Below are 21,200 nucleotides of genomic sequence, written 5' to 3' on the forward strand. Positions count from 1 at the left end.
CTCCTCTGTTGCAGGTCATCTGGTCGGTGGACGCCGCGCCGCCTCAGGTTGAGGCAGGTTCGTTTGGGTCGGCGCGCGCCATTCGAAGCGGCCCGTCTCATCCTCGGTCCACAGCGGGGTCGCGCGACCAAGCAGATGGGCGAGCGGAACCGGTCCGAAGTAGCGACCGTCGAAACTGTCAGCGACCTGCCAATTCATCAGGAACAGCTGATCGGCGGCGATGCGGCGGCAACCCCGCCACACGGGAAGCTCGCGGCCGGCGCGATCGCATGGCAGCGCACTGCCCACGTCGATGCCATCGACAGCGATGATGGAACCCCTGCGGCAAACCGTTTGTCCCGGCAGTGCGAGGACGCGCTTGATCAGCGGGACGCCCCTGCCCAGATAACCGCGCTCGGCAAGTATGCCCGCGAGCGGTTCCTCGACGCGGGCAGCGACGAGGTCGCCAACGGCATAATGGTCGCTGGCGGCAATTGCATAGAGCCCGACAGGCACGCTGGCCGATACGTTCCAGATCAGCCTGGGGGTCGGCGCCAGTCCAGGCCGCGCAACGCCGAGCGTTGCCATGGCCGTGAGCAAAATAACACCAGCGCGCGTCACGACGTGACCCGCCTGCGCAAGAGGAAGGCGCGATGTTGACCGAGCGTGTAGGTACGGGGCGCCTGTCCGGCTGCCATCCTGTTGTGGACATGTCGCCAGTGTTCGGGCGAAACCGATTCGAGATCGATCCCAAGCCGTTCAATCGCATCGATGGTTTCCAGGACGCGCGCGACCCGTGGCCAGCCCGTTATCGTCAGCAGGATTTCGGCGCCGGGATCAATACAGGGTACGGTCTGAAAGGCCTGACCGGGCGCGACCGAGGCTACGACATCGAGACGGGAAAAGGTCGTGCCAAAGTCGTTTGCTGACCAGCGAAGCACGGCAAACACGCAACCAGGCCGGAAGGACAGGACGCGCTGGCGGCGATCGAGAATACGTTCCGCCACCGGCGCGCCGAAGCGGATCCACTGCTCCTCTCTCTTCTCGATCCAAATCAGCTGAACGTGTGTGAGATCGCCCGCTGAAAGCGCCGGCGGATGATCTGAAGCGGGTTCCCGAGTTCGGGCCGGAGATTCCTGCGCCGTTGTCGAACGCGGACCGATCATGGGCGGCCCCTCCGCTTCCGTTCAGGCTCGCACGCGGTTCTCACCTGCGCCTTGAGGTTAGATTCAATGTTAGAGTCTAAGTTAGCGATCCGAATTCCGCTGATATTGACGAGGGTTGGATCGCGTTTCGGTTCCCGTTGGCACGTGCCTGCGGTTCCCGATGGCACGCGTCGCGGCGTTCCCGATAGCACGAGGCCTTCCCCATTGGATGCACCGGGCAAGACGGGCTCGAAGGCGAGCAGCGTACGGCCTCCTATATCGACTTCGAGATAGAGCGCGTATCCCGGCAAAGGCTGGCGACGGATGATGTCCCGGAGTTCGAAAGCGAAGCGGTTGAACGGCGACATCGCGCCGGACTTTCGGTGAAGATGTCTGAATTCGAACCGCCAGCCCCGGCGTTGACGCCCGCCATGCTTGCGCACATGGCGATAGAGCCAGCGATCCAGCCCGCCCGTCAGCGCGAAATAGGCGTGGTCGATGGTCAGCACCAGCGCATCGTCGAGGACGCTCTGGTAGAACCAGTCCGGTATGATGAGTTCGATCCCATCGGCTTTGCCGTCGCGATCTGTCCGTTCCTTCCATTCGTTCAGCCACGAGAAACGATGACGCCGGCCCTCGGCGCGCTCGCGCAGGGAGGTGCAGATCGTCGTCGATTGGAGACGATCGAGAGCGGCCTTCAGACGCCGATAATCGCGCATGCTCGTGCCTCGGCCCACGAATTTGAGGATTTCATAGGGCGTGGCAACGATAAGCCGCGAGGTTCTGAGGCCGGCGTCCCGCGCTTCGACGATCTGGCTCGCGGCCCAGATCAGGACGTCGGCATCCCAGATCGTGGCCATGCCGTGCTCTGCGACCGCCTCGACGCGGATGGTGACGGGGCCGCTGGTAAAATCGAGGGGCGCGGTGCGACGGGATTTGGCAAGAGAGAAGAAGGGATAGGCCATGAGATCCTGCACGTCCCGCGGCGCGAAATTACCGGGCAGCGCCCGGAAGGGGTCGAACGGGCCGCGGTCGGAGATGGGTTGGCGCTCCAGCATGCGGATCGCACCAGGCTCAGCGCACATATCGGGCGCCAGCCGGCCCAGCCGCAGGCGCGTGGCGTTTTGCTGGCAGGACCGAGCCGCGTGGGTCGGAGGTGGAGGTGACGGCGCCACGATTTGCCCATGACTGCAGGTCATCGACGGCATAAACGACCCTTCCGCCGAGCTTGCGATAGTCCGGACCGGTGCCGTACGTCCTGTGCTTTTCCAGCGTGCGCGCAGACAGGCTGAGGAATTCGGCTGCTTCCTTGGTGCGCAGATAGCGCGGGGGCAGTAAAGCGAGTTCGGATCGCATGGGGCGGGCCTCCGTGAATGGATCGAGCTGCACTGGCGTGCAGCGGCGGATGACGACCATGGTGGCGTAGGGATGGTTGCAGGAGGGATGGGGAATTGATGGGAGGTAAAATCCCCACCCCACGCGACGCGAAGATCAGGGACGCCGTCGGTGGCGAAGGAGCTGGAGATAGCCTCCGCCGATCAGGGCTGCGGCACTTTCGACCAGACCGATCACGGTGTCGCGCAGCGGTGATGTCTTCCATGGTTCAGCCGCGACGCGAGGCGCACCATAGATCGCCATCGCGATCTCGCGATAGCTGGCCCCGTTGTCACGACCGTCGGCGGCGCGAAGCCCCAGTCGCAGACGCCGCCGACGTTGCACTGTGATGCGCGTATCGGGCGGGACGGAGAGTTGCTGCCAGTCGCGCCAGAGCCGCCTCAGGGATTCGATCCGGCTGAGCAAATCGGCGTCGAGCGGCATCAGGACTGCAAGCGGAAGCCCAGGCTCGGTGCCGGGACGAAGAAGGATTTGGGCGGCGACGACGTTGCCGTGGATTGCGTGATGCCCTTCCGGCGCGAGGCGGCGGGTCCGGAACTCCGGCGCCGGAAGCGATCGCCCAAAAGGCGGATCAGAAGCAGCAACCAGGGTAAGCACGGCGGGATCGGCGCGCGGCGACCAGAACACGGATTGCTTCAGGGCGGATAGATCTGGCCTTGCCGGGAAATCGCAACCCCCAGCGCTGCTGGGCTTCGGGTTCGAAGGGAACGCCATGGGTCCCTTTGGCGACGAGCAGCTTGTAGTGTTGTTGATAATCCCGCGAACGCCGCAGGCATTCCCAGGCGAGACCCTCCGTCGAAAGATTGTCGAGGAAGTCGTAACTGCTATGGTCGCGCCATCGGGACGTGTCCGGCTTCATGAACGGTGCCTCGCAGACATTGGGCAGTCGCATCAAAGGAAAGCGGGATGGTGCGAACGGCAAAAGTCCCCGAGCGGGCATCGGGTGATGCCTTTCCGGCATCACGCCATTATTCTCGAAGGCTCAATCACGGGGATCGCGCAAGAGCAGCAGATAGCCTGTCTCCGCCATCCAGCGCGCCCGCTCCAGATGGCTTGTGTAGACGCCAAGAGCGCGCTCTTCTCGCGCGGGATCGAGTCCAAAGAGGACGCTCGCCACCTCCTGCCATGCAGCGCCTTCAGAGTCGGCGTCGAGCAGACGCACATAGAGCTTCACGTGAGAACGGTCGTAGTCGGTGAGTTCCTCGCCGGTCGGAGCGCTGTCACGGAAGGGGGCGATCATCGTTTCACTGCTCGTTCGTAGCCCGGGACATGCGATCCTAACGGACCGCGATGGTTTCGAAAGCGGTGGCTTTCGACACCACGCGATGCCTATTTCGCATCGCATCTGCTGCCCGGCGCAGTCCGGTAGCGTCGGCTCGGACCGAACGCGTCGGCGGGACCGGAGAAGAGTTGGTGGGGCGTTTTCGCGCCCCTTGCAAGGGTGCCCCGCGCTTGCTGCGCGGGGCTTCTTGATCTGCCGGTCAGTCGGCCGCGTTCCAGATGATGGCGTAGGTTTCGTCGTCGTCGTGGCCGGCGGCGCGGCCGAGATTGGCGTAGAGTTTGCGCGGTCCGAATTCGGGGGCTGCGATGGAGAGGCTCACATAGTCCTTGCCGGAAGCCTCGCCGGTCCGGATCCAGCCGGCGCCGACCTCGACGCCCTGCGCCAGCACCCGGAAGTCGGGATGGTTGTCGGCGCTCTTGGCCTGATTGGGCACGATGTCGATGTCGGCGCGGAGGCTGAGTGTCTTGAGCTGGCCCTTGTAGCCGCCATTGTCCTGCTTGGTGACGTATCCGATCGCGGTCATTGTAATCTCCTTTGGTGTTCGCCGGGGGCCATTCCCCTGCGATGGCAGACCGTGATGGGCGATCTGGGCGGTCCGAACCCGATAGGCCGGAGCGGCAGCGCAGGACCCGAGCAGACGGCTTTTTTGAAGCGAAGCGGCGCGAGGAAGCCGCCGCAGGCGGCGGGGAAAAAAGTCGGCGGTCGAGGGTTTCGGGCCGGCCGGATCGGCCATAGGTCGACAAGCCAGCCGCAGGGGAATGATCCTCGGAAAAAGCGCCTGGAGATTTGGCTTCAACGCGTCGGACGGCGCCCGGGCACTACGGCAGCCATGACGCTCGCGGGACACTCTGGTGCGGTGCCTCATGCGATCATGCCCACCCGGAAATGTGCGCGTTGAGACGACAATCGGGCGAGGAGTTGCCGCGGGGTCGGTGATGACACAAGCGCCAGAACCGCACGGGTCAAGACTTGCGGCCCGCGACAGCTGAGCAAGCCTGTTGCGGACTGGGGCCGGAGCAAGCGGCGGCATGCCAACCTGCCGCCGCCTGCCACACGACAATCATTCGGACATGATCAGCCGCTGGACCTGCGCCCAATGATCGGCAGTGCGGAAGCCACCGCGATCCGTGTAGCTCTCGACGGGGAATTTCATCCAGCGTGGCAGCCAGCCATTGATCTTCTGCCTGCCATTGTCACCCGAAAGGAAGTCGCGGATGATGGTCTTCTGCGTCTTCACCTTCTCCGAGATATTGCCGTCCGCAACCTCCCTGCCGCCAATCTCGGCAAGCATCGCATTGGCGACTTCCCTGTCGCGCAACAGGTCGAAGAAAGTGTCGTCCGCTTGCCAGCATGCGGCCATATCGACGTTGAGATACGTGCCGAGGAGTTCGACGATAGCCGTGCCCGCGCAAAGCGTTTCCGCCATGACAACAGCCAGGATGCGGGCGACGTCTTCATCCGGCAATGCCAGCAACTGAGTGAAGACGGTGGCGAGCGTAACGCCATCGCAGTAGCCCCCGGCAACGGTCGGATCGTCGTCAGATCGTCCGAGCAGTGCCAAAACCCCGCGCAGCTTTCCGGTGAACGTCGCTTCCGCCGCGCTTGAGGCAATGCTTTCGGCGATGGCCTGATTGGCGGCGCGTTGCGGTTCCAGCCGAACCTGCCAAAGCGGCGAGCCGGCAATCGCATGGGCCACCATCAGCCGCAGCACGACACTCGGATAGTCGAAGAGTGCCGCGCGGACGGCTGCATGGCGGTGCAGGTCGACATAGTTCTGCATTGAGCCGGTGAGTTCCGGGCGCGCCGCCTTGGCGGGCGTGTCGTCCTGCTCGCCGCCATCGTCGCTGGCGCGGCGCCGCGCTTCCTTGCGCGTCAGCCAACCTTCATGAAACTCGACTTCGCCGCGCTGCGAGACGGTGATGAAGACCTTGCCGCCCTTCTTCTTCGGCGTCTTTTCGTGTTCCCAATCGTAGAAATACGTGCCGGTTTCCAGCACCACCACCTCGCGCCAACCTGCTTCCAGATAGGCGGCGCGTCTCGCCGCAATCGCCTCATTCTGCTTTTGCCAGAACAGATCGATATCGGCGAAATAGCTGTCCTCGCCGAAAAGGTCGGAAACGATCTGCCCGCCATAATCCTCGACGCCAAACAACGCCACCTTGGTGGAAATCGACTGGCCGCCCAAAAGCCATTGCTTCAACTGCCGCCCGTGCGGAGCGTATTGCGCGGGATCGGCAAAAAGCGCCAGCCATTCCTTCTGCTTGGCGCTAGACGCCATTGTCAGATGGCGCACCGTGTCGGCATCGATGTCATCCTTGCGATAGGCTTCGCGGATTTTGGGCAACAGGCGTCCCAACGCCAGCACGCGCTTCACTTGGAGTTCAGTGATGCCGAAGGTCGCAGCGATGTCGGCAGCGGTGCGTCCTTCCTTGATCAGACGGGTGAAGGTCTCCCATTGCGAAACCTCGTCCGGATCGAGGCGCGCAATGTTTTCGATCAGCGAGGCCTCCAGGGCATCGGCGTCGTCGCCGTCTTCCATGATGGCGCATGGCAAGGATTCGAGCTCGCCGCGTTCTTCGGCAACAAGCCTCGCGGCGAAATAGCGCCGCCGTCCGGCGACGATTTCGAAGGTCTCCGGCGAGCCGTTCGGTCGCACTAGAAGCGGCACAAGGACGCCGCGCGCCCTGACCGAAGGCAGGATATCGGAGACATCCGGCGGACGTTTCGAATGCCGCATGTTGGCGGGCGAGATGCTCAATCTATCGATGGACACATGAGCGAGCTGCATGGTTGCTCTCCTTTGGCTCTGGTGGAGAATTGCCCCTTCCGCGAGGCCACAGGCCGAGCGGCGGGCTCGTTTTGCGCCTAGCGGCGCTCGTCATCCGCCGCATTGGGCGGAAGCTCGGAACGGGAAAGGGCAAGTGCTGCTGCCGCATGCCGCAGAAGCTGCTCGGCCTCGACAATGTGGCCAGCGACGCGCGCGGCCTCGGCGTAGACCGAGAGCGGAAAGCGGGGCGCGAAATAGAGATCGCGCTCGATGCCGAGGCCAAGCGGTCCCTTGACCGCCTGCAATTCGGCAAGACTGACACTGCCGAGTTCAGGAAAACCAAAGCCCAGATCGCAGAGCCCGAACAGCGTGTCGCCGTCCGCCTCGAGCTCGGTCAGAATCCATGTCGCGGCCCCGACCGGATTGAACAGTTTGACGACCGGGACATAATTGGTTTCGGTCTCGGCTGCGCCATTGGCGAGCAGCCGCGCGCGCAGTTCATCCGTGATCAAGATCATGGGAAAGCTCCTTCCTGGAACAGCTCGGATTGATTGCGCGCGCCTAGGCGGCGAAGCTCTTCCGGGGCTCGCTTTCGGCGCCGCCATTGAGGGCGAGCAGGAAATCGGCGGCTTTCGAGGCGAGGCTGGCAGCGCGGAAAATCGCGCGATTGTCCTCGCGCAGCACCGTCAGCCATGAGCCGATATAATCGGCATGGCGAACGGTCGGCTCGATGCCGAGGGAGGAGCATACGAAGGCCGCCGCCATCTCGGCGACGAGTTCCTCGCGGGCGTAAGGTTTCGAACCGAACGCACCGGACATGTCGCGGCTGAGACGTGTCTGGTGCCCCGTCCAGTGGCCGAGCTCGTGAAAGCAGGTGCGATAGTAGTTGATCTGTTCGAAGAAAGCCGGTTGCGGCGGCAGCTGGATGAAATCGACGCCGGGCATGTAAAATGCGCGATCGCCACCGATGCGGATATCGGCGCCCGATGCGCCAATCAGTGCCTCGGCATGCGGGATCGTCTCGCGCTCGGGCAACGGCCCCGTCTGTTGGTGGAAATGGTCCGGCAGGCCGTCACACTGCGAGACGTTGAAGACGGTAAACCGCTTCAAATAGGGTATGGCCTTCGGCTCGATGTCTTCGGCCTTGGCGCGCTCCTTCTCGTCCTTCGGAATGAAGCGATCGGCATGCACGATGGTGGTGCCGTGCTCGCCTTTCCGGACAGAACCGCCAAGCGCCAGCGCCTGTCGGAAGGTCAGCCAGTCCTGACTGGCATAGCCACGCTCGATGACCGCGCCCCACAGGATAAGGATGTTGATGCCGGAATAGCTGCGCCGGGTTGCCGCATTCTTCGGCAGGCCAATGGCCGCCTTCGCCGCGCCCCAAGGCTTGACCCAAGGCACACAGCCGCGCTCGAGGTCGGCAATGATGCGATCCGTGATCTCGGAATAAAGGCTAGCCCTCGGCGGCTGGCCGCCCTTTGCACCACCCTCGCGACGGGCTGAACGCTTACCGGTCTTGCGCATGATCTGGTCTCCGCTCGCAAACTCGCTGCGCCCTCCCCGGAAGCGGGGTGGGCGGCGAAAACGACCGGAAAGGCCCGCCGTAGAGGCGGCCGGCATCCGAAGGACCGAAATGGAATGGAGGACCCGTAGCGCGAGCGAAGGGTTGCGGGCTGCCGCGTCGGGCCTAGAAGGGAGAGCCGCCCACCGCGCAACGGGGAAGGCCCAAAAACAATCACGCCGCCCTTGGGCGACCGCTTCCGCAAACAGTAAGTCGCGAAACGCTTTGACTTTCTTCTGTCTCAACGCGCGTTCGGGATAGACGACATGGTAGCTCCAGCTCGATTAAGAGAGATACCGAAGGGGGCCCAACCGTCCCGCTGCCAAATCCGCTGACTCGAACGCGCTTCGCCGAGAAGAACACCGTTACCGTGTACGGCGGCTTCTAGCGCCATGGCTGCGCATGGAGGGCGATTGGCAGATGATCCGCGAATCAGTCTGCGCGCGATGACCGATCGGCAGCAGCGACGCCAGGCCGATCCCGCGAGATAAAGAAAGACCCGCTCGCCAACGGAGCGGGTCTTTGTTGCCTGAGGCGGAACTCGATACATGGCCGCATGGGCAATCTCGACGGTTATGGTGAAAAACTGGTTATCGAGAGCTTCAAATCGCGGCCCGATATGCCCTCGCAACGCCATTGATTTGCGGCCGGCAAACTCCAGGATTTCGCGCAGAAGGCGGTTAGCGGGACAGGCGTCCCTCCTCGTCGATAAGGGCAAGATACGCCTGTCGCTTCTCATCCCCCCAGATCCAGAGAACTAGGTTCAAATCATCAGCCGAGGCGCCTGGCGCGAAGGATCGAACCAGAAGGCCGTTGTGGCCGGCCTGGATGAGCGTGCGCGCAAACACCTGTGTTCTCGCTTGCCCTCGCGTTTTCATCTGGTCACGCCAGGTCGTGTCGGCCAGTCCTTTGGCATCCATGTCGAAAGCGGCAAGCGCGTCGGCGTCGCGGCCGTCAAAGATGCGGTCGATATCGGCGTCATAGGAAACAAGCGTCGTCGGCTGCAGATTGCCGATCTGGTTCGCCTCCCTGATCGCCGTCAACACCGACAAGGAGCAGTAGAGCGCCGGCGTACCCTTGGGATTGAAGCGGCCACCATAGAGTTCGGCTCCGCGGCCCGACAGCGGTTCGCGCGCGTAGACAGGATTGAGCGCCCTGTAGAGCTTTCCTTGATAGTGCATCGGGACGGTCAGGCGTAAACGCCAGCGTCAACCGCATCGATATATTCGAGAACTTCGTCGACACGTCCGCTGCCGACAAGCTGCATGGCCGTCTGGCCAGAGAATCCCGACAGGGGTTCGGAGCGATACCAGGCATAGGCAATGAGAGCCGATCCGAAGCGCGGCTCGACCTTGTTGATGACTTCGACCATTTCACGCAGCCGGCGCTGGGTCTTGTGCGAACGCACGCGCTCCTGCCGCTGGATGGCATCCTTGCCCAATCCGGCCGAGCGGGCCACGTCCTCGCTGGTGGTGCGAAGCACGTCCGCGATCTTGCGCGGCGCGAAGAGGCCCTTTTCCGAATATTGAGCGATTGTCATAAATTCACCTTGCCATTAATTATGACGCTATTTAGCGTCAAATTTCCCGCGTTTCAAGATGCCGGCACATCGCGCCGTTACAAGAGAAATCGTTTGTACCCTGCCGCTCATGAGCGATCAGCCGCGTTTGACTGCGTAGCGAGCCATGTCCCGTAGAGGGTCGCCGAAATCCGCCCCACCGCGGTCTATCCGGGCAGGCCCGAACAAAATATTACAATCGGCAGCACCGAGGCAGCGATCGGAACCTTGCCAACCGGTCCGGAATCGGGGCGGTCGCATTGGACGCGAACTTGGCGACCACTGTTCGGCTGACATGCTCGCCCGATGCCCTTTAGAGCTTCGCTAGAACCTGCCGCATCCCCTGGAACTTTAAGTCTGAAATTTCGCCTTTCGAAGCGGCCGTTCTTGGATTATGGCGGACTGCCAATAACTGGGGAACGATAAAATGGCTGGCGAAACCTTACCTTCTACCGACAAGCTCACCGAACTCACAGCCGATATCGTGAGTGCCTATGTTGGGAACAATCCTGTTCCGGTACCTGATCTGCCTGGCGTCATCGCGAGCGTGTTTCGGAGCCTAAGCAGCATCAACAGCCCGAAGGAAACGGTTTCTGAGCCGCAGAAACCGAAGATCTCCATCCGGAAGTCGGTCACGCGCGACTACATCGTCAGTCTGGAGGATGGAAAGCGGTATCGAACACTGAAGCGGCACCTGGCGACCTTGGGACTCACACCGGAACAGTACCGCGAGAAATGGTCGCTGCCGTCTGACTATCCGATGGTGGCCGAGAGCTATTCGCAACAGCGGTCGGCACTGGCAAAGAATCTGGGCCTTGGTAGAAAACCAGGCCAAAAGCGTGGGCGTCTGGAAAAGCGCTAGGTCCGAGTCGCTCGCGCTTGTTGAATTGCAATGCTTTGGCGTAGGTGCGTCGTTCTTTGAGTTTATCCCGCCAACATGGCCGGTGCCCTCGTGGAGAGGCAATGTCGCTCAAGCGCCGGCATCTAAGCGAGGCGGATGCTTCTTACTTCCAGGCCTTTCTTGCCCGGTCCGCATTCGATGAAGACCTTTTGTCCTTCCACCAGCACGCTTAGCCCCGAACGGCTTAGCGTGGTGGCATGAACGAAGACGTCCTGTTCACCATTGTCAGGAGCGATAAAACCGAAGCCTTTTTCGGGATTGTACCATTTTACAGTGCCCTCCCCCTGCGGCTGCGCAACAGTCGGAGCAGCGGCTTCTCCATGCGGCTGTGCCGGATTTCTCTTGATCTGATGGCTGATCTCCAGCACTTGCGCGACCTGCGGTCCTTTTGGACTTTTTTCGATCGTGACTTTCAGACGCGTCCCGTCGGAGACATTGCGGCTCCCGGCTGCTTCCAATGCTCGCACGTGGAGATAGGCCTCCGTGCCATCCGGGAGTTTGATGAAGCCAAAGCCCTTGCTGGCGTTGAACCACGTCACCTCGGCATCCACAGGCTCTATGGCCGTGGCCCGTACCTGCTGAAAGTAGCTTGGCTCAGATATCCGCTCCGAAAAGGGCGAGAAGTCATCACCTTGCCGATGCCGGCGCGGCTCACGATGATCTCGATATTTGCCCATGGTTGTCTCGATTGGCCCGGAGGCGACGCTGCGCTTTCGTGGAGACGATATCACCATCAGCGAGGCAGTCGAAGACTTCGGAAAACAAAGCCCTCGGAACGCCGGTTACGCTTTGGAATTCGCGGCGCGAAAAAGCACGCAGTCAGACAATCTGAAAACAGACGCGGTCAGGCCTTAAGTGGAGCCCTCCCTGAAGTAACTGGGCCTCGTCAAACGCGGCCCCGACGAAAACCGGCCAACAAGCCTTGGGCCAAGTTGAGGCCGTACGATACGAGAGAGCCCGGCAATTTTGTGAGGCTTTAACGACGGAGCGTGGAACTATTCGTTGTCGCGGCGATTGAAGGCCCCAGTCCTCAATATGGCTTTCGTGTTTTCGCGCCGCATAAAAATCGCCAAGCCAACGAGAGCTGCCGCAAAGATCGGCACGAGGGTGAGAACCACGAGTCCGATCTCACCGGTAAACATCTGATCGTTTTGAAACATCAAGAACTCCTATTGCGGCGAACTTGCTGGCTGAACCGGCTGTATCTTTTGTTGATTGGCCTCGGTTCCTACTGGCAAGCCAGGAGCCTCACCGGTCTCGACTTTTTGTGTGACTGGCCCTTCACCTTTCTGAATGGTGGGACCGCCGCCATCGCACGCAGCAACAACAGTCAGCATGGCGATCAGAATGAAAACTCTCATCGGTTTTCCTCCGCCAGAACGAACGGATCGTGCCATCGGAGGTTCCAAATTTGTTACGTTCGGGGCGGACGCCTCCCCAATAGCCGCAGGATGCTCGGCGTCGACAAAGGCACGCCTCGTTGACTGACATGCCTGTCAATCAGGCTGCTTGTGAGGCAACTCGGGCGCGCTTCCGCCACCTCCGGCGTGGCTCGAGACTGAGGAAGTCTGACTGGCAGAGCCGGGCGCGCGAGTCAAACCGCCGTTGGGGGCGCAGCGGCGGCAGCCGGCTGTAGCAACGGTTCTGAGAGATATTTCCGAACGAACGGTCCGGTGACGGAGCGTTTATCGCTCACTATCATTTGCGGCGTACCCTCGAAAATGACTTTGCCGCCGCGTTTGCCAGCGCCGGGCCCCAATTCGATGATCCAATCGGCATTGGCGATGACCTCGACGTTGTGTTCGACGACGATCAGGGATTTTCCTTGTTCGACGAGGGCATCGAACAGGGCGAGAAGCCGATCTACGTCGCTCATGTGCAGACCGGACGTCGGCTCGTCCAACAGATAGATGCTGCTTCGAGCGAATCCACATCGGGCGCGCCATAATGCGGAAGGCGATGCCTGATGAATGTGCTGTAGGTTTCGTTGAGCTGGCGCTGGGATTCCGCGGCGACCGTGTCAAAAACGAGCGAGGATTTGCCCGATCCAGACACCCCCGTGAAGACGACTATCTGATGTTTCGGGATCGAGACGTCGACGCTCTTCAGATTGTTGGTACGTGCGCCCCTTATTTCTATCGGTCGTGGTTGGTGTGCTTGATGCGTTCCCATCTGCGCCTTCGCATAAATCAGAGCCAGATTGGAAGAAGCTCTGGCGCGCGTGATGGTTCCGACGCGGAGACTGGTGATGTCTACCATTCCCCAGCGTAGCGTCAGCCGCAGGTCGAGGGAACGATGCGTCTGTCGACCGCTCTGTACTGATTGCAACTTCCCTTGCGGTTACGGAAACCTGCCCCACTTCTTTTCGAGTGGATTTGAAAAAAGCATGGATACGGCGGCTGCGCCGTTCACGTGCGATCCAAGCGAAGGGAGTCCGCGATGAACTATATTGCCGTGGTGGGCGTCACCGAGGAGGTAGCGAGAAGCCAAGCGGCAGAGAAATCTGGCTACGAACCTTCGACCATCGGCCGGCTCGCACATATCGTAGACCAGCGCAGCAATAGCCGTCAGGATGCCTACGTTTTCGAAACATCCAACGATGTCACAAGCCATTCCATGTACGTCGTGGCCAACTTGTCCGATGCCTTCGATCTCCGAGGCGCAATCATCGAGGACGGTCCGATATTGAGGTTCGGTCCTGAGCTGACCGTCGGAGGCTAGCGTGTGGCAGATTAAGAACTCGGATGAAGCGCATTGAACTGATCGCAACCGAAATTCGCCATTTGCCTCCCCGGGGAGCTCGCTCCGCCTTCCGTAGTGGTCGGCTCGCGAATGCGAAGGCTAGATACGCTCGAACTTAAGCAATAATAGCGCGTCGTCCGGTTAGGGGGAGGACGGTATCGGTCTCCCGCTAGCACCGCCCCAGCATCACCAGGTGCAAAGGCTGCCCGGGCCGTCCGGATGAGAACTCGCCCTGTCTCGTAACCAAAGACCGAGCTATTCGAATTTGTAAGTGAACCCCTCTGACGAGGCTCCCACAGTGACCTTCGTCAACTTCTCCCCTTCGAGCGCACGATTGAGCACGCCGCGGCTCAATTCTGGAAGCAGCGTATTGGTGAGGATGGCGTCAATCATGCGGCCACCGGATTCTATTTCGGTGCAACGCGCCTTCACCAGATCCATGACGCCGTCGCCAATCACCAGCTCGGCATCGTTGGTCGCCCTGAGGCGACGTGCGATCTTGCTGAACTGATGCCTGGTGATTGCCTCGATCATGGAGGCGGAAAGCGGATAGTAAGGGATCGTCACAACCCGACCAAGGAACGCCGCCGGGAACACCTTCAAGAGTGGAGCGCGCAACGCCGTGTCGAGTTCGTCGATGCTCGTCTCCACAGTCCCATTCCTTGTATGGTCCATGATGACTTCGGATCCGACATTCGACGTGAGCAAGATCAGCGTGTTCTTGAAATCGATGCGCCTGCCTTCACTGTCGTCCATCATGCCCTTGTCGAAGACCTGGAAGAATATTTCGTGCACATCCGGATGCGCTTTCTCGACTTCGTCAAGCAGGATCACCGAATAGGGCTTTCTGCGCACAGCCTCGGTCAGGAGACCGCCCTTGCCGTAACCGACATAACCGGGCGGCGCCCCCTTCAAGGTCGAGACGGTATGGGCTTCCTGGAACTCAGACATGTTGATCGCGATCAGGTTCTGCTCGCCGCCATAGAGCGTTTCGGCCAACGCCAGCGCGGTTTCGGTCTTGCCGACGCCGGAAGGACCGCAAAGCAGGAAAACGCCGACAGGCTTCTCGGGCGCGCCGAGACCGGCGCGGCTTGTCTGCACACGGCGGGCGATCATCTCCATCGCGTGATCCTGGCCGACCACGCGCCCGGACAAGGTGGACGCCAGCTTGAGAGCCTTCTCGGTCTGGCTGGACAGCATCCGTCCCGTCGGGATGCCAGTCCAGTCCTGAACGACTGCTGCCACGGCATTGCGGTCGACAGACGGCAAGATCAGGGGTGTCTCCCCCTGTGCGGTGGCGAGTTCCGCCATGAGTCCGCGCAGTCGCGAGAGGTCAGCTGCCGTTTCCGGCTGCGAACCACCAATTCCTCGCTCGCCGCCCTCGGCGTCGGCACCCGCATCCCCAGTCTCGGTTGTTTTTGATTTGTCGGCTGCGTTTTCCTTGCCTTTGGAGGCTTTTTCTTCAACCGCCACGGCTTCTGCACTCTCAGGCTTCAGTGCGGCTTCTGCGTTCGCTGCGGGATCCAACGGCTGGCCTTCGCCACGCAGCTTCGCACGCAGGTCGAGAATCTCGCCCACCAAGAGCTTTTCCCGATCCCAGCGCGCCTGGGCAGCAGCAAGGCTGGTCTCGGTCTCTGCCAGCCCGGCCTCGGCCTTGGCTAACCGCTCTGCAACATCGATACCGATTGCCGCCTCGCGGCCGATGATGCCTCGCTCAACCTCGAGCGCCTGGCGTCGGCGCAGGATGTCCTCGACCTCGGCGGGCGTGGCATGCTGCGAGACAGCGACGCGAGCGCAAGCGGTGTCGAGAAGGCTCACCGCCTTGTCCGGCAGTTGCCTGGCCGGGATATAGCGATGCGAGAGCGAGACCGCGGCCTCGATCGCCTCGTCCAATATCTGAACCTTGTGATGACGTTCCAACACCCCGGCAACGCCGCGCAACATGAGAACGGCCACTGCTTCTGCAGGCTCATCGATTTTGACGACCTGGAAGCGGCGCGTGAGCGCCGGATCCTTTTCTATGTGCTGCTTGTATTCGGCCCAAGTCGTGGCGGCGATGGTACGAAGCTCACCGCGCGCCAGCGCCGGCTTCAGAAGATTGGCGGCATCGCCGGTCCCCGCCGCACCGCCAGCGCCGATCAAAGTGTGCGCCTCGTCGATGAACAGAATGACCGGCGTCTCCGAGGCCTGGACCTCGTCGATCACCGCTTTCAGCCGTTTCTCGAACTCGCCCTTGACGCTGGCACCGGCTTGCATCAGTCCGATGTCGAGCATGCACACACTGACGTTTTGCAGTGCTGGCGGCACGTCGCCCTGGGCGATGCGCAAGGCAAAACCCTCAACCACGGCAGTTTTGCCCACGCCAGCCTCGCCGGTCAGGATCGGATTGTTTTGCCGGCGTCGCATCAGAATGTCGACGATCTGTCGGATTTCAGGGTCGCGGCCCACGACCGGATCGATCTTTCTGTCCCGGGCGCGCTGGGTCAGATCGGTTGCGTATTTGGCGAGAGCCGACTCCCCGCTCATTCCACGTTTCACTGTGGCCTCGGCGGCGGCAACCGTTGCACCCGCTTCCAGCGAGCCTTCGGTGATCTCCGCAAAGCGGGAAATGACCCCGTCAGCATCTACTTTGTCGAACTCGGCGCTGATCTTCGACAGCAGGCCTTCCAACACCGCGGTCTTCAGGCAGGCGAGCATTATGTGCCCACTGCGTACTTCTTCCACGCCGAACTCCAGTGTCACCAGGTTCCATCCCTCTTGGATGGCGTGAAAAATATGATCGGAGAATTCCTCGATGGAGGTCGCTCCATAAGGGAGCTTGTCGACGGCGCGGGTCATGTCGGCAGTTAGCCGGCCTGCATCCAGCCCGGCGTCGGCAACAATCATCTGGACATCCGAGCGTTCGGACAGCACCAGTTGTTCGATGAAGTGGACAAGTTCGACATAAGGATTGCCGCGCAGCTTGGTGGCATCGGCAGCAGCCTTGAACGCCCGCAGACAGAGGGGGTTCAACTTGGCGACGAGCTCCTTGCGTTTGAAGCTCTGTGAAGACCGGCGCTGTTCCATCCGAACCTGCTCCCGAAGTCTGCCAAACATACCCTGCCATATCGGCGACGGCTTGACAAAGCATGTGTGCGTCTTGGGCGTTTGAACGGGCACAGCCCGGCAAAAACCTCCTTAACAAACACCGGATTTCGGCTCGGGCTATGCGAAGCATTTCACATACCGCGTCCGACAATTGCGCCATGGGTCTGTCGAAGAAACGGTCGCGTTCGGCTTCCGTTGGCTTTTTGAAATGCGGCATAATTGTGGTAAAGTGAGGTCGTGTGATAACGTTGCGTCACATAGGGGTCTCAGGGCCGCTGGCTGGGGGTTGGTGTGATTGATATCGCACTCTGGCTGAATCCTCTGGACGGTGAGAATCCGTCGGGAGAGGATTTGCGCAACGGCCAGGCCTTCCACGAGCTGGCGCGCCTCACCGAACCTCAACTCAAAGTTATTCACGACGGCACCGGCAAACCCACCTCGCAGTCCGCGCCCGTCGATTGGGCCGCTGTCATCGAGAAGGCAGAAGAGCTTCGGCCCCGGGGCCGGGATCTACGCCTTTTGGTCATTGTCGCGCGAGCTCTCGCCAACGAAGAGGGACTGACAGGGCTTGCACAGGGTTTGACCCTGATTTCCGGGACCTTCAACCAATACTGGAGCACGATGCATCCCGCGTTGCGGGCAGACGCGCCGCCACGCGAGGCCGCCTTGCGTCGCATCAACGCGCTGCTGGATCTCCAAAACGGCCAGGAAGGCCTGCTGGCCGATCTGAGGGGGATGACCTTCTTCTCACCACGTCAGATCGGACCGATCAGCGGACGCGATCTGGAAAAGAGTGCGCTCGATGAACGCGTCATGCTGCAGGAAGCAGCTTCCGGTCTGAACGCAACCGAAAAGGCAGCGCTGGTCAGTGCCCACAGTCAACTTTTGAACCGCGTGCGCAGCGGCTGCGCGGCGCAGGCTGATCAGGCCACGGGGGCAATGACGTCGCTGCTCGCCGATGCCCGTGCGGTCATCGCTGCCCTCGACGAAGTTGACCTCGCCCTGAACAAGCATATCGAAGGCAATGGCCCGGTCATCCCTGAATTAAGGCGTTTCTTGCAGCGTTTGCTGACGACCCTGGAACGGAACTCTGGCGCCGGTACGGCGGCAAATGGCGCAGCCGAACAGTCCCCGCAGCCAGAGGAGCGGCTGGCCCCCGTCCACAACGGTCATGGAGCCGAAACGATGGCAAATGTGACAGGCCTTGGGGCGCCAGGCGTCGGACTGCCCGATCGGATCGCCTCGCGCGACGATGTTGTCAAGTGCTTGGACCTGGTCGTCGCCTTCTATGACCGCACGGAGCCGTCGAGCCCGATACCGCATCTTGCCCGCCGCGTGCGCCGGATGGTGCACATGGATTTTGTGGAACTGATGGAAGATCTCGCCCCGTCCGGGCTGAAGGAATTCCGGCTGCTTGCCGGCGTCCCCGATCCCAAGAAGCCGGTCCAGAAGGATGAAAGGTAAGGAGCATGCCAGCAGAGAGCAAAGCTAAGGTCATCGAAAGAAACCGCGCCCCGCGCGTGCAGATCGCCTACGATGTTGAGACCTACGGCAGCCCAACGACGATTGAACTGCCGTTCGTCATGGCCGTGATGGCAGACCTTTCTGGCGCCTCACAGACCAAGGAAGCGTCCAAGTCGGTCCTGGACCGCAACTTCGTCGAAACCGACGCCAACCGCTTCCCCAAATTCATGGAGGCTATGGGGCCTCGGGTGAAGGCGCGTGTGAAGAACACGTTGCCGCAGGCCGAAGGGGCCGAACGGGACGAAGAGCTGGCCGTCGATCTCACCTTCTCGAAGATGGGCGATTTCGCTCCCGACAAGGTCGCCGAGCAGGTGCCGCAACTGGCCGAAATCCTCAAGATGCGCCGTCAGCTCGAAGAGTTGCTCGGCTTCATGGACGGTCGCGTCGACGCCGAAAAGCGCATTGCGCAACTTCTGAACAACGAGCCGCTGCTGAGCAGAATCGCCAGTCAGGCGATGTCCGACGACGACAAGGCGGAGGGGTAAGCCATGGCCGAACAGCAAAAGACGGCAGTCGCCACTGCCGAGGCAGAAGCGATTGATCTCGGTGAATTCAGCGGGCTCCTGGAAAAGGACTTCAAGGTCAAGAAAGACGACAGCGAAAAGCTGCAGCAGCTTGTGCGCAACCTGGCGCTCGCTGCGCAATCCCGTTCCGAGACCACCACGATCTCGTCCAACGCGATCAAGTCGATCAAGTCCCTGATCGCGGGCATCGACAAGATGTTGACGACGCAGGTCAACGAGATCCTGCACGCACCGGAAGTGCGGGAGATGGAGGGTACATGGCGCGGCCTCTGGTATCTCGTCAACAACACCGAGACGGATGCCAAGTTGAAGATCCGGGTGATGAACATCTCCAAGGAGCAGCTGGCCGACACGCTCGAAGATTATGAAGGTCAGATGTGGGACCAGAGTCCGATCTTCAAGAAGGTCTACACGGACGAGTATTCGATGCTTGGCGGTGAACCCGTCGGCTGCATTATCGGCGCATACGAATTCTCCAACCATCCGCGCGACGTCGGCCTGCTGCGCAATATTTCGGGCATCTGCGCCTCCGCGCACACGCCCTTCATCGCTGCCGCTTCACCGCGCCTGTTCCGGATGGACAGCTGGCAGGAACTGCCGAACCCGCAGGACCTGCAGATGATTGTGTCCAATCCGGCTTATGCGTCATGGCAGTCGCTGCGCGAGAGCGAAGACGCCCGCTACATCGGCCTCACCATGCCGCGGGTGCTGGCGCGACTGCCTTACGGCACCGAGACCGTTCCGGTTAAGGGCTTCACCTTCGAGGAAGAGGTCGGGGGCGATCACAACAAATACGTCTGGATGAATGCCGCCTTCCCGATGGGGGTGAATATCAACCGCAGTCACAAACTCTACGGTTGGGGCACCCAGATCCGCGGCGTCGAGAATGGCGGCACCGTGCTGAACCTGCCGGTACACGCCTTCCCGACCGACGACGGATCGATCGCGATGAAATGCCCGACGGAAGTCGCGATTGACGACCGGCGCGAGGCTGAACTGGCCAAGCTCGGTCTGATGCCGATCCTGCACCGCAAGAACACCGATCTTGCTGCCTTCATCGGCGCGCATTCGCTGCAGGACGACGAGACCCGGGCGGGTCGCCTTGTGGATCCTGACGCACAGGCCAATGAACGGCTGTCCGCCAATCTGCCGTATCTGTTCCCGGTTTCGCGCTTCGCGCATTATCTCAAGGCGATCGCACGCGACAAGATCGGCTCGTTCAAAGAGCGATCCGATATGCAGATCTGGCTGACCGAGTGGATCAACCGGTACGTGCTGGCCAATCCAGCCTTTGCCGACGACAAAGCGCGCGCCAAGCGCCCGCTCGCCGCAGCCGAGGTCCAGGTCGACAGCGTCGAAGGCCGGCCCGGCTACTACAATGCCCGTTTCTACCTGCGCCCACACTACCAGCTGGAGGGCATCAACGCCTCGCTCCGGCTGGTGTCGGAACTCCCATCAGTAAAGGGCTGAAAAGCAGCGAACTCATCTTGTTTCAGAGCGGTGGAGAAAGACAATGCCAACTACAGCAAGAACCGATGCGCCTTCGATGAAGATCGATGGCTTCTTGAAAGTTCCAGACATCAAGGGCCCGAGCCAGCGCGACGGTCACGAAGACGAAATCGAAGTGCACGGCGTCGACTACAAAATGATCGCGCCCTACGACCCCAATTCACTTTCGCGCCGCGGTCGTGTCGCGCTCGGCATGATCAAGTTCACCAAGCATTACGACAAGGCATCGCCCTACCTGAAGAAGGCATTGTTTGAGAACAAGGCGCTCGACGAAGTGGTGTTTTCGGCACGCCGCACCATCGACGGCGAAACCAGCGACTACCTGGTCGTGACGCTCACAGACGCCTCGATCATGGAATACGACATGCGCCAGGCCGACGACGAGGCGGACCTGATCGAGGAAGAAGTGAGCTTCGCCTACAAGAAGATCAAGTTCGTCTATGACAAGGACGACGAGATTGAAATGGACGTCTATGTCGGCAAGTGAGGCCAGACAGCCCAGCGCAAAGGTGCGGTCTGCCGGCAGTCCCCGGGCAAAGCGCGAGGCGGTGCAACCCTCATTGTGGGACCGTCTCGTCAACGACTTGCCCGGCCTGACATCGGAAATCGATGGCCTGCGCCGGCTGCTGGAAGAAGACCTGGGCGCCGAACGCCTCGAAAGCCTTCTTGCCGGCAGCACGCGCGCCATCGATGGCGATGCACAGCTGACGCCCGAGCAGCGGCAGCGCCTGCACCGGCTGGCCTTCCAGACAGAACACCGCGCGCAAATCGAAAGCCGCGGCGTGGTGGTGTCGGCGCGTGTTCTCAAAGAAGCCGTCCGGCGCGACATCGAGGCCCTGTTCAATACCGAGCGCTTCGAATCCACACCGATGCTTTCCGATGCGGAGCAGGAACAGTCATTGGACGAATTGCCGTCGCTTGTCGACTTTCCAGAAGTACGTCGCAGCGTAGTCAACTATGGTGTGCCGTCCTTCTCAGGTCGTTCCTCGCGCGATTTCGACCGCGATGTACTGGCACGCGAAATCCGCATGGTGCTGGCTACCTTCGAGCCGCGCCTCAAGGAAAGCGAGACGACGGTCAACGTCACCCTCGGCGACAGAAGTTTCGGGCTGAAGATCGAGATCGACGCCGTGCTGATCATGACTCCGACACCGGAGCGCATGCGGCTGCGCACCACCATCAATCTCGACAATGGCCTGGCCCGCACCGAATTGCGGGAGGCCTGA

25 protein-coding genes are annotated in these 21,200 nt (G+C 61.2%); 7 read left to right on the top strand and 18 right to left on the bottom strand.

From position 1 onward, the window contains the following. Positions 1-15: 15 nt before the first annotated feature. The 13 genes from ACFWXH_RS26275 to ACFWXH_RS26335 all read right to left on the bottom strand — a co-directional run bounded on the left by ACFWXH_RS26275 (position 16) and on the right by ACFWXH_RS26335 (position 9,669). On the bottom strand, positions 16-600 hold the full coding sequence (locus tag ACFWXH_RS26275; RefSeq protein ID WP_379124321.1) for a S26 family signal peptidase: 585 nt from the start codon (positions 598-600) through the stop codon (positions 16-18). After that, entirely contained in the window at positions 597-1,145 is a 549-nt protein-coding gene (locus ACFWXH_RS26280; RefSeq protein ID WP_379124322.1) for a DUF2840 domain-containing protein, read from the bottom strand. Before ACFWXH_RS26280 ends, ACFWXH_RS26275 begins: the two co-directional genes overlap by 4 nt. Continuing rightward, the gene (locus ACFWXH_RS26285) at positions 1,142-2,182 is read right to left on the bottom strand and encodes a replication initiator protein A (protein WP_379124323.1); all 1,041 of its coding nucleotides are present in this window, start codon (positions 2,180-2,182) and stop codon (positions 1,142-1,144) included. Before ACFWXH_RS26285 ends, ACFWXH_RS26280 begins: the two co-directional genes overlap by 4 nt. Before the next feature lie 16 nt (positions 2,183-2,198). Then, positions 2,199-2,480 carry a helix-turn-helix transcriptional regulator gene (locus tag ACFWXH_RS26290; RefSeq protein ID WP_379124325.1) on the bottom strand — a complete coding sequence of 94 codons (282 nt, stop codon included), beginning with the start codon at positions 2,478-2,480 and terminating at the stop codon, positions 2,199-2,201. Positions 2,481-2,615: 135 nt separating this feature from the next. Further along, entirely contained in the window at positions 2,616-3,146 is a 531-nt protein-coding gene (locus tag ACFWXH_RS26295) for a DUF2285 domain-containing protein (RefSeq protein ID WP_379124326.1), read from the bottom strand. Beyond that, a complete protein-coding gene (locus tag ACFWXH_RS26300) occupies positions 3,091-3,378 on the bottom strand; it encodes a transcriptional regulator domain-containing protein (protein WP_379124328.1) in 288 nt (95 codons plus the stop codon). The genes ACFWXH_RS26295 and ACFWXH_RS26300 overlap by 56 nt, the downstream gene beginning before the upstream one ends. A gap of 123 nt (positions 3,379-3,501) precedes the next feature. Further along, positions 3,502-3,759, bottom strand: a complete 258-nt coding sequence (locus ACFWXH_RS26305; protein WP_379124330.1) for a DNA -binding domain-containing protein — start codon at positions 3,757-3,759, stop codon at positions 3,502-3,504. Positions 3,760-4,000: 241 nt separating this feature from the next. Continuing rightward, the gene (locus tag ACFWXH_RS26310; protein ID WP_379124332.1) at positions 4,001-4,324 is read right to left on the bottom strand and encodes a DUF736 domain-containing protein; all 324 of its coding nucleotides are present in this window, start codon (positions 4,322-4,324) and stop codon (positions 4,001-4,003) included. Positions 4,325-4,861: 537 nt separating this feature from the next. Beyond that, the gene (locus ACFWXH_RS26315; protein WP_379124334.1) at positions 4,862-6,589 is read right to left on the bottom strand and encodes a ParB/RepB/Spo0J family partition protein; all 1,728 of its coding nucleotides are present in this window, start codon (positions 6,587-6,589) and stop codon (positions 4,862-4,864) included. A gap of 77 nt (positions 6,590-6,666) precedes the next feature. Continuing rightward, positions 6,667-7,086 (bottom strand): DUF2958 domain-containing protein, encoded by a 420-nt coding sequence (locus ACFWXH_RS26320; protein ID WP_379124336.1) that lies wholly within the window; start codon positions 7,084-7,086, stop codon positions 6,667-6,669. A 43-nt stretch (positions 7,087-7,129) separates the two neighbouring features. Beyond that, a complete protein-coding gene (locus tag ACFWXH_RS26325; protein ID WP_379124338.1) occupies positions 7,130-8,092 on the bottom strand; it encodes an ArdC family protein in 963 nt (320 codons plus the stop codon). A gap of 717 nt (positions 8,093-8,809) precedes the next feature. Beyond that, on the bottom strand, positions 8,810-9,310 hold the full coding sequence (locus ACFWXH_RS26330; protein WP_379124340.1) for an RES family NAD+ phosphorylase: 501 nt from the start codon (positions 9,308-9,310) through the stop codon (positions 8,810-8,812). An 8-nt stretch (positions 9,311-9,318) separates the two neighbouring features. Then, positions 9,319-9,669: an antitoxin Xre/MbcA/ParS toxin-binding domain-containing protein gene (locus ACFWXH_RS26335; protein ID WP_379124342.1), complete on the bottom strand. Its 351-nt coding sequence runs from the start codon at positions 9,667-9,669 to the stop codon at positions 9,319-9,321. A 445-nt stretch (positions 9,670-10,114) separates the two neighbouring features. Here ACFWXH_RS26335 and ACFWXH_RS26340 point away from each other — a divergent pair, with 445 nt between their 5' ends. Continuing rightward, positions 10,115-10,549, top strand: coding sequence for a MucR family transcriptional regulator (locus ACFWXH_RS26340; protein WP_379124343.1), 435 nt, complete (start codon positions 10,115-10,117; stop codon positions 10,547-10,549). Positions 10,550-10,671: 122 nt separating this feature from the next. Here ACFWXH_RS26340 and ACFWXH_RS26345 read toward each other — a convergent pair whose 3' ends face one another. The 4 genes from ACFWXH_RS26345 to ACFWXH_RS26360 form a co-directional block, all read right to left on the bottom strand. After that, complete coding sequence (locus ACFWXH_RS26345; RefSeq protein WP_379124345.1) at positions 10,672-11,265, bottom strand: cold-shock protein; 594 nt, start codon at positions 11,263-11,265, stop codon at positions 10,672-10,674. Between the two features lie 318 nt (positions 11,266-11,583). Further along, complete coding sequence (locus ACFWXH_RS26350) at positions 11,584-11,748, bottom strand: hypothetical protein (protein WP_379124346.1); 165 nt, start codon at positions 11,746-11,748, stop codon at positions 11,584-11,586. Positions 11,749-11,757: 9 nt separating this feature from the next. Continuing rightward, positions 11,758-11,949, bottom strand: a complete 192-nt coding sequence (locus tag ACFWXH_RS26355) for a hypothetical protein (RefSeq protein WP_379124347.1) — start codon at positions 11,947-11,949, stop codon at positions 11,758-11,760. Positions 11,950-12,182: 233 nt separating this feature from the next. Further along, positions 12,183-12,491 (bottom strand): hypothetical protein, encoded by a 309-nt coding sequence (locus tag ACFWXH_RS26360; RefSeq protein ID WP_379124349.1) that lies wholly within the window; start codon positions 12,489-12,491, stop codon positions 12,183-12,185. Positions 12,492-13,027: 536 nt separating this feature from the next. Between ACFWXH_RS26360 and ACFWXH_RS26365 the strand changes: the two genes are divergently transcribed. Continuing rightward, positions 13,028-13,309: a hypothetical protein gene (locus ACFWXH_RS26365; protein WP_379124351.1), complete on the top strand. Its 282-nt coding sequence runs from the start codon at positions 13,028-13,030 to the stop codon at positions 13,307-13,309. Between the two features lie 276 nt (positions 13,310-13,585). On the opposite strand, the gene tssH is transcribed toward ACFWXH_RS26365, so the two are convergent. Next, entirely contained in the window at positions 13,586-16,396 is a 2,811-nt protein-coding gene (gene tssH / locus ACFWXH_RS26370; RefSeq protein ID WP_379124353.1) for a type VI secretion system ATPase TssH, read from the bottom strand. A gap of 312 nt (positions 16,397-16,708) precedes the next feature. On the opposite strand from tssH, the gene tssA reads away from it, so the two are divergent. The 5 genes from tssA (at position 16,709) to tssE (ending at position 21,200) form a co-directional block, all read left to right on the top strand. Next, positions 16,709-17,881 carry a type VI secretion system protein TssA gene (gene tssA / locus ACFWXH_RS26375; RefSeq protein ID WP_379124355.1) on the top strand — a complete coding sequence of 391 codons (1,173 nt, stop codon included), beginning with the start codon at positions 16,709-16,711 and terminating at the stop codon, positions 17,879-17,881. A gap of 5 nt (positions 17,882-17,886) precedes the next feature. After that, entirely contained in the window at positions 17,887-18,426 is a 540-nt protein-coding gene (tssB, locus tag ACFWXH_RS26380) for a type VI secretion system contractile sheath small subunit (RefSeq protein WP_379124357.1), read from the top strand. Between the two features lie 3 nt (positions 18,427-18,429). Next, complete coding sequence (tssC, locus tag ACFWXH_RS26385; protein ID WP_379124359.1) at positions 18,430-19,935, top strand: type VI secretion system contractile sheath large subunit; 1,506 nt, start codon at positions 18,430-18,432, stop codon at positions 19,933-19,935. A gap of 76 nt (positions 19,936-20,011) precedes the next feature. Next, positions 20,012-20,461, top strand: coding sequence for an Hcp family type VI secretion system effector (locus ACFWXH_RS26390; RefSeq protein ID WP_165358353.1), 450 nt, complete (start codon positions 20,012-20,014; stop codon positions 20,459-20,461). Continuing rightward, positions 20,448-21,200, top strand: a complete 753-nt coding sequence (tssE, locus tag ACFWXH_RS26395; RefSeq protein WP_379124429.1) for a type VI secretion system baseplate subunit TssE — start codon at positions 20,448-20,450, stop codon at positions 21,198-21,200. The genes ACFWXH_RS26390 and tssE overlap by 14 nt, the downstream gene beginning before the upstream one ends.

This window comes from Mesorhizobium sp. NPDC059054 (genome assembly GCF_042739215.1).
Taxonomy (GTDB): domain Bacteria; phylum Pseudomonadota; class Alphaproteobacteria; order Rhizobiales; family Rhizobiaceae; genus Mesorhizobium.

Excerpts from the sequence above, each read along its gene's own strand:
- ACFWXH_RS26280 (WP_379124322.1), bottom strand. The coding sequence starts at position 1,145 with ATGATCGGTCCGCGTTCGACAACGGCGCAGGAATCTCCGGCCCGAACT.
- ACFWXH_RS26285 (WP_379124323.1), bottom strand. The coding sequence starts at position 2,182 with ATGCTGGAGCGCCAACCCATCTCCGACCGCGGCCCGTTCGACCCCTTC.
- ACFWXH_RS26290 (WP_379124325.1), bottom strand. The coding sequence starts at position 2,480 with ATGCGATCCGAACTCGCTTTACTGCCCCCGCGCTATCTGCGCACCAAG.
- ACFWXH_RS26300 (WP_379124328.1), bottom strand. The coding sequence starts at position 3,378 with ATGAAGCCGGACACGTCCCGATGGCGCGACCATAGCAGTTACGACTTC.
- ACFWXH_RS26305 (WP_379124330.1), bottom strand. The coding sequence starts at position 3,759 with ATGATCGCCCCCTTCCGTGACAGCGCTCCGACCGGCGAGGAACTCACC.
- ACFWXH_RS26310 (WP_379124332.1), bottom strand. The coding sequence starts at position 4,324 with ATGACCGCGATCGGATACGTCACCAAGCAGGACAATGGCGGCTACAAG.
- ACFWXH_RS26315 (WP_379124334.1), bottom strand. The coding sequence starts at position 6,589 with ATGCAGCTCGCTCATGTGTCCATCGATAGATTGAGCATCTCGCCCGCC.
- ACFWXH_RS26320 (WP_379124336.1), bottom strand. The coding sequence starts at position 7,086 with ATGATCTTGATCACGGATGAACTGCGCGCGCGGCTGCTCGCCAATGGC.
- ACFWXH_RS26325 (WP_379124338.1), bottom strand. The coding sequence starts at position 8,092 with ATGCGCAAGACCGGTAAGCGTTCAGCCCGTCGCGAGGGTGGTGCAAAG.
- ACFWXH_RS26330 (WP_379124340.1), bottom strand. The coding sequence starts at position 9,310 with ATGCACTATCAAGGAAAGCTCTACAGGGCGCTCAATCCTGTCTACGCG.
- ACFWXH_RS26335 (WP_379124342.1), bottom strand. The coding sequence starts at position 9,669 with ATGACAATCGCTCAATATTCGGAAAAGGGCCTCTTCGCGCCGCGCAAG.
- ACFWXH_RS26340 (WP_379124343.1), top strand. The coding sequence starts at position 10,115 with ATGGCTGGCGAAACCTTACCTTCTACCGACAAGCTCACCGAACTCACA.
- ACFWXH_RS26345 (WP_379124345.1), bottom strand. The coding sequence starts at position 11,265 with ATGGGCAAATATCGAGATCATCGTGAGCCGCGCCGGCATCGGCAAGGT.
- ACFWXH_RS26350 (WP_379124346.1), bottom strand. The coding sequence starts at position 11,748 with ATGTTTCAAAACGATCAGATGTTTACCGGTGAGATCGGACTCGTGGTT.
- ACFWXH_RS26355 (WP_379124347.1), bottom strand. The coding sequence starts at position 11,949 with ATGAGAGTTTTCATTCTGATCGCCATGCTGACTGTTGTTGCTGCGTGC.
- ACFWXH_RS26365 (WP_379124351.1), top strand. The coding sequence starts at position 13,028 with ATGAACTATATTGCCGTGGTGGGCGTCACCGAGGAGGTAGCGAGAAGC.
- tssH (WP_379124353.1), bottom strand. The coding sequence starts at position 16,396 with ATGGAACAGCGCCGGTCTTCACAGAGCTTCAAACGCAAGGAGCTCGTC.
- tssB (WP_379124357.1), top strand. The coding sequence starts at position 17,887 with ATGCCAGCAGAGAGCAAAGCTAAGGTCATCGAAAGAAACCGCGCCCCG.
- tssC (WP_379124359.1), top strand. The coding sequence starts at position 18,430 with ATGGCCGAACAGCAAAAGACGGCAGTCGCCACTGCCGAGGCAGAAGCG.
- ACFWXH_RS26390 (WP_165358353.1), top strand. The coding sequence starts at position 20,012 with ATGAAGATCGATGGCTTCTTGAAAGTTCCAGACATCAAGGGCCCGAGC.
- tssE (WP_379124429.1), top strand. The coding sequence starts at position 20,448 with ATGTCGGCAAGTGAGGCCAGACAGCCCAGCGCAAAGGTGCGGTCTGCC.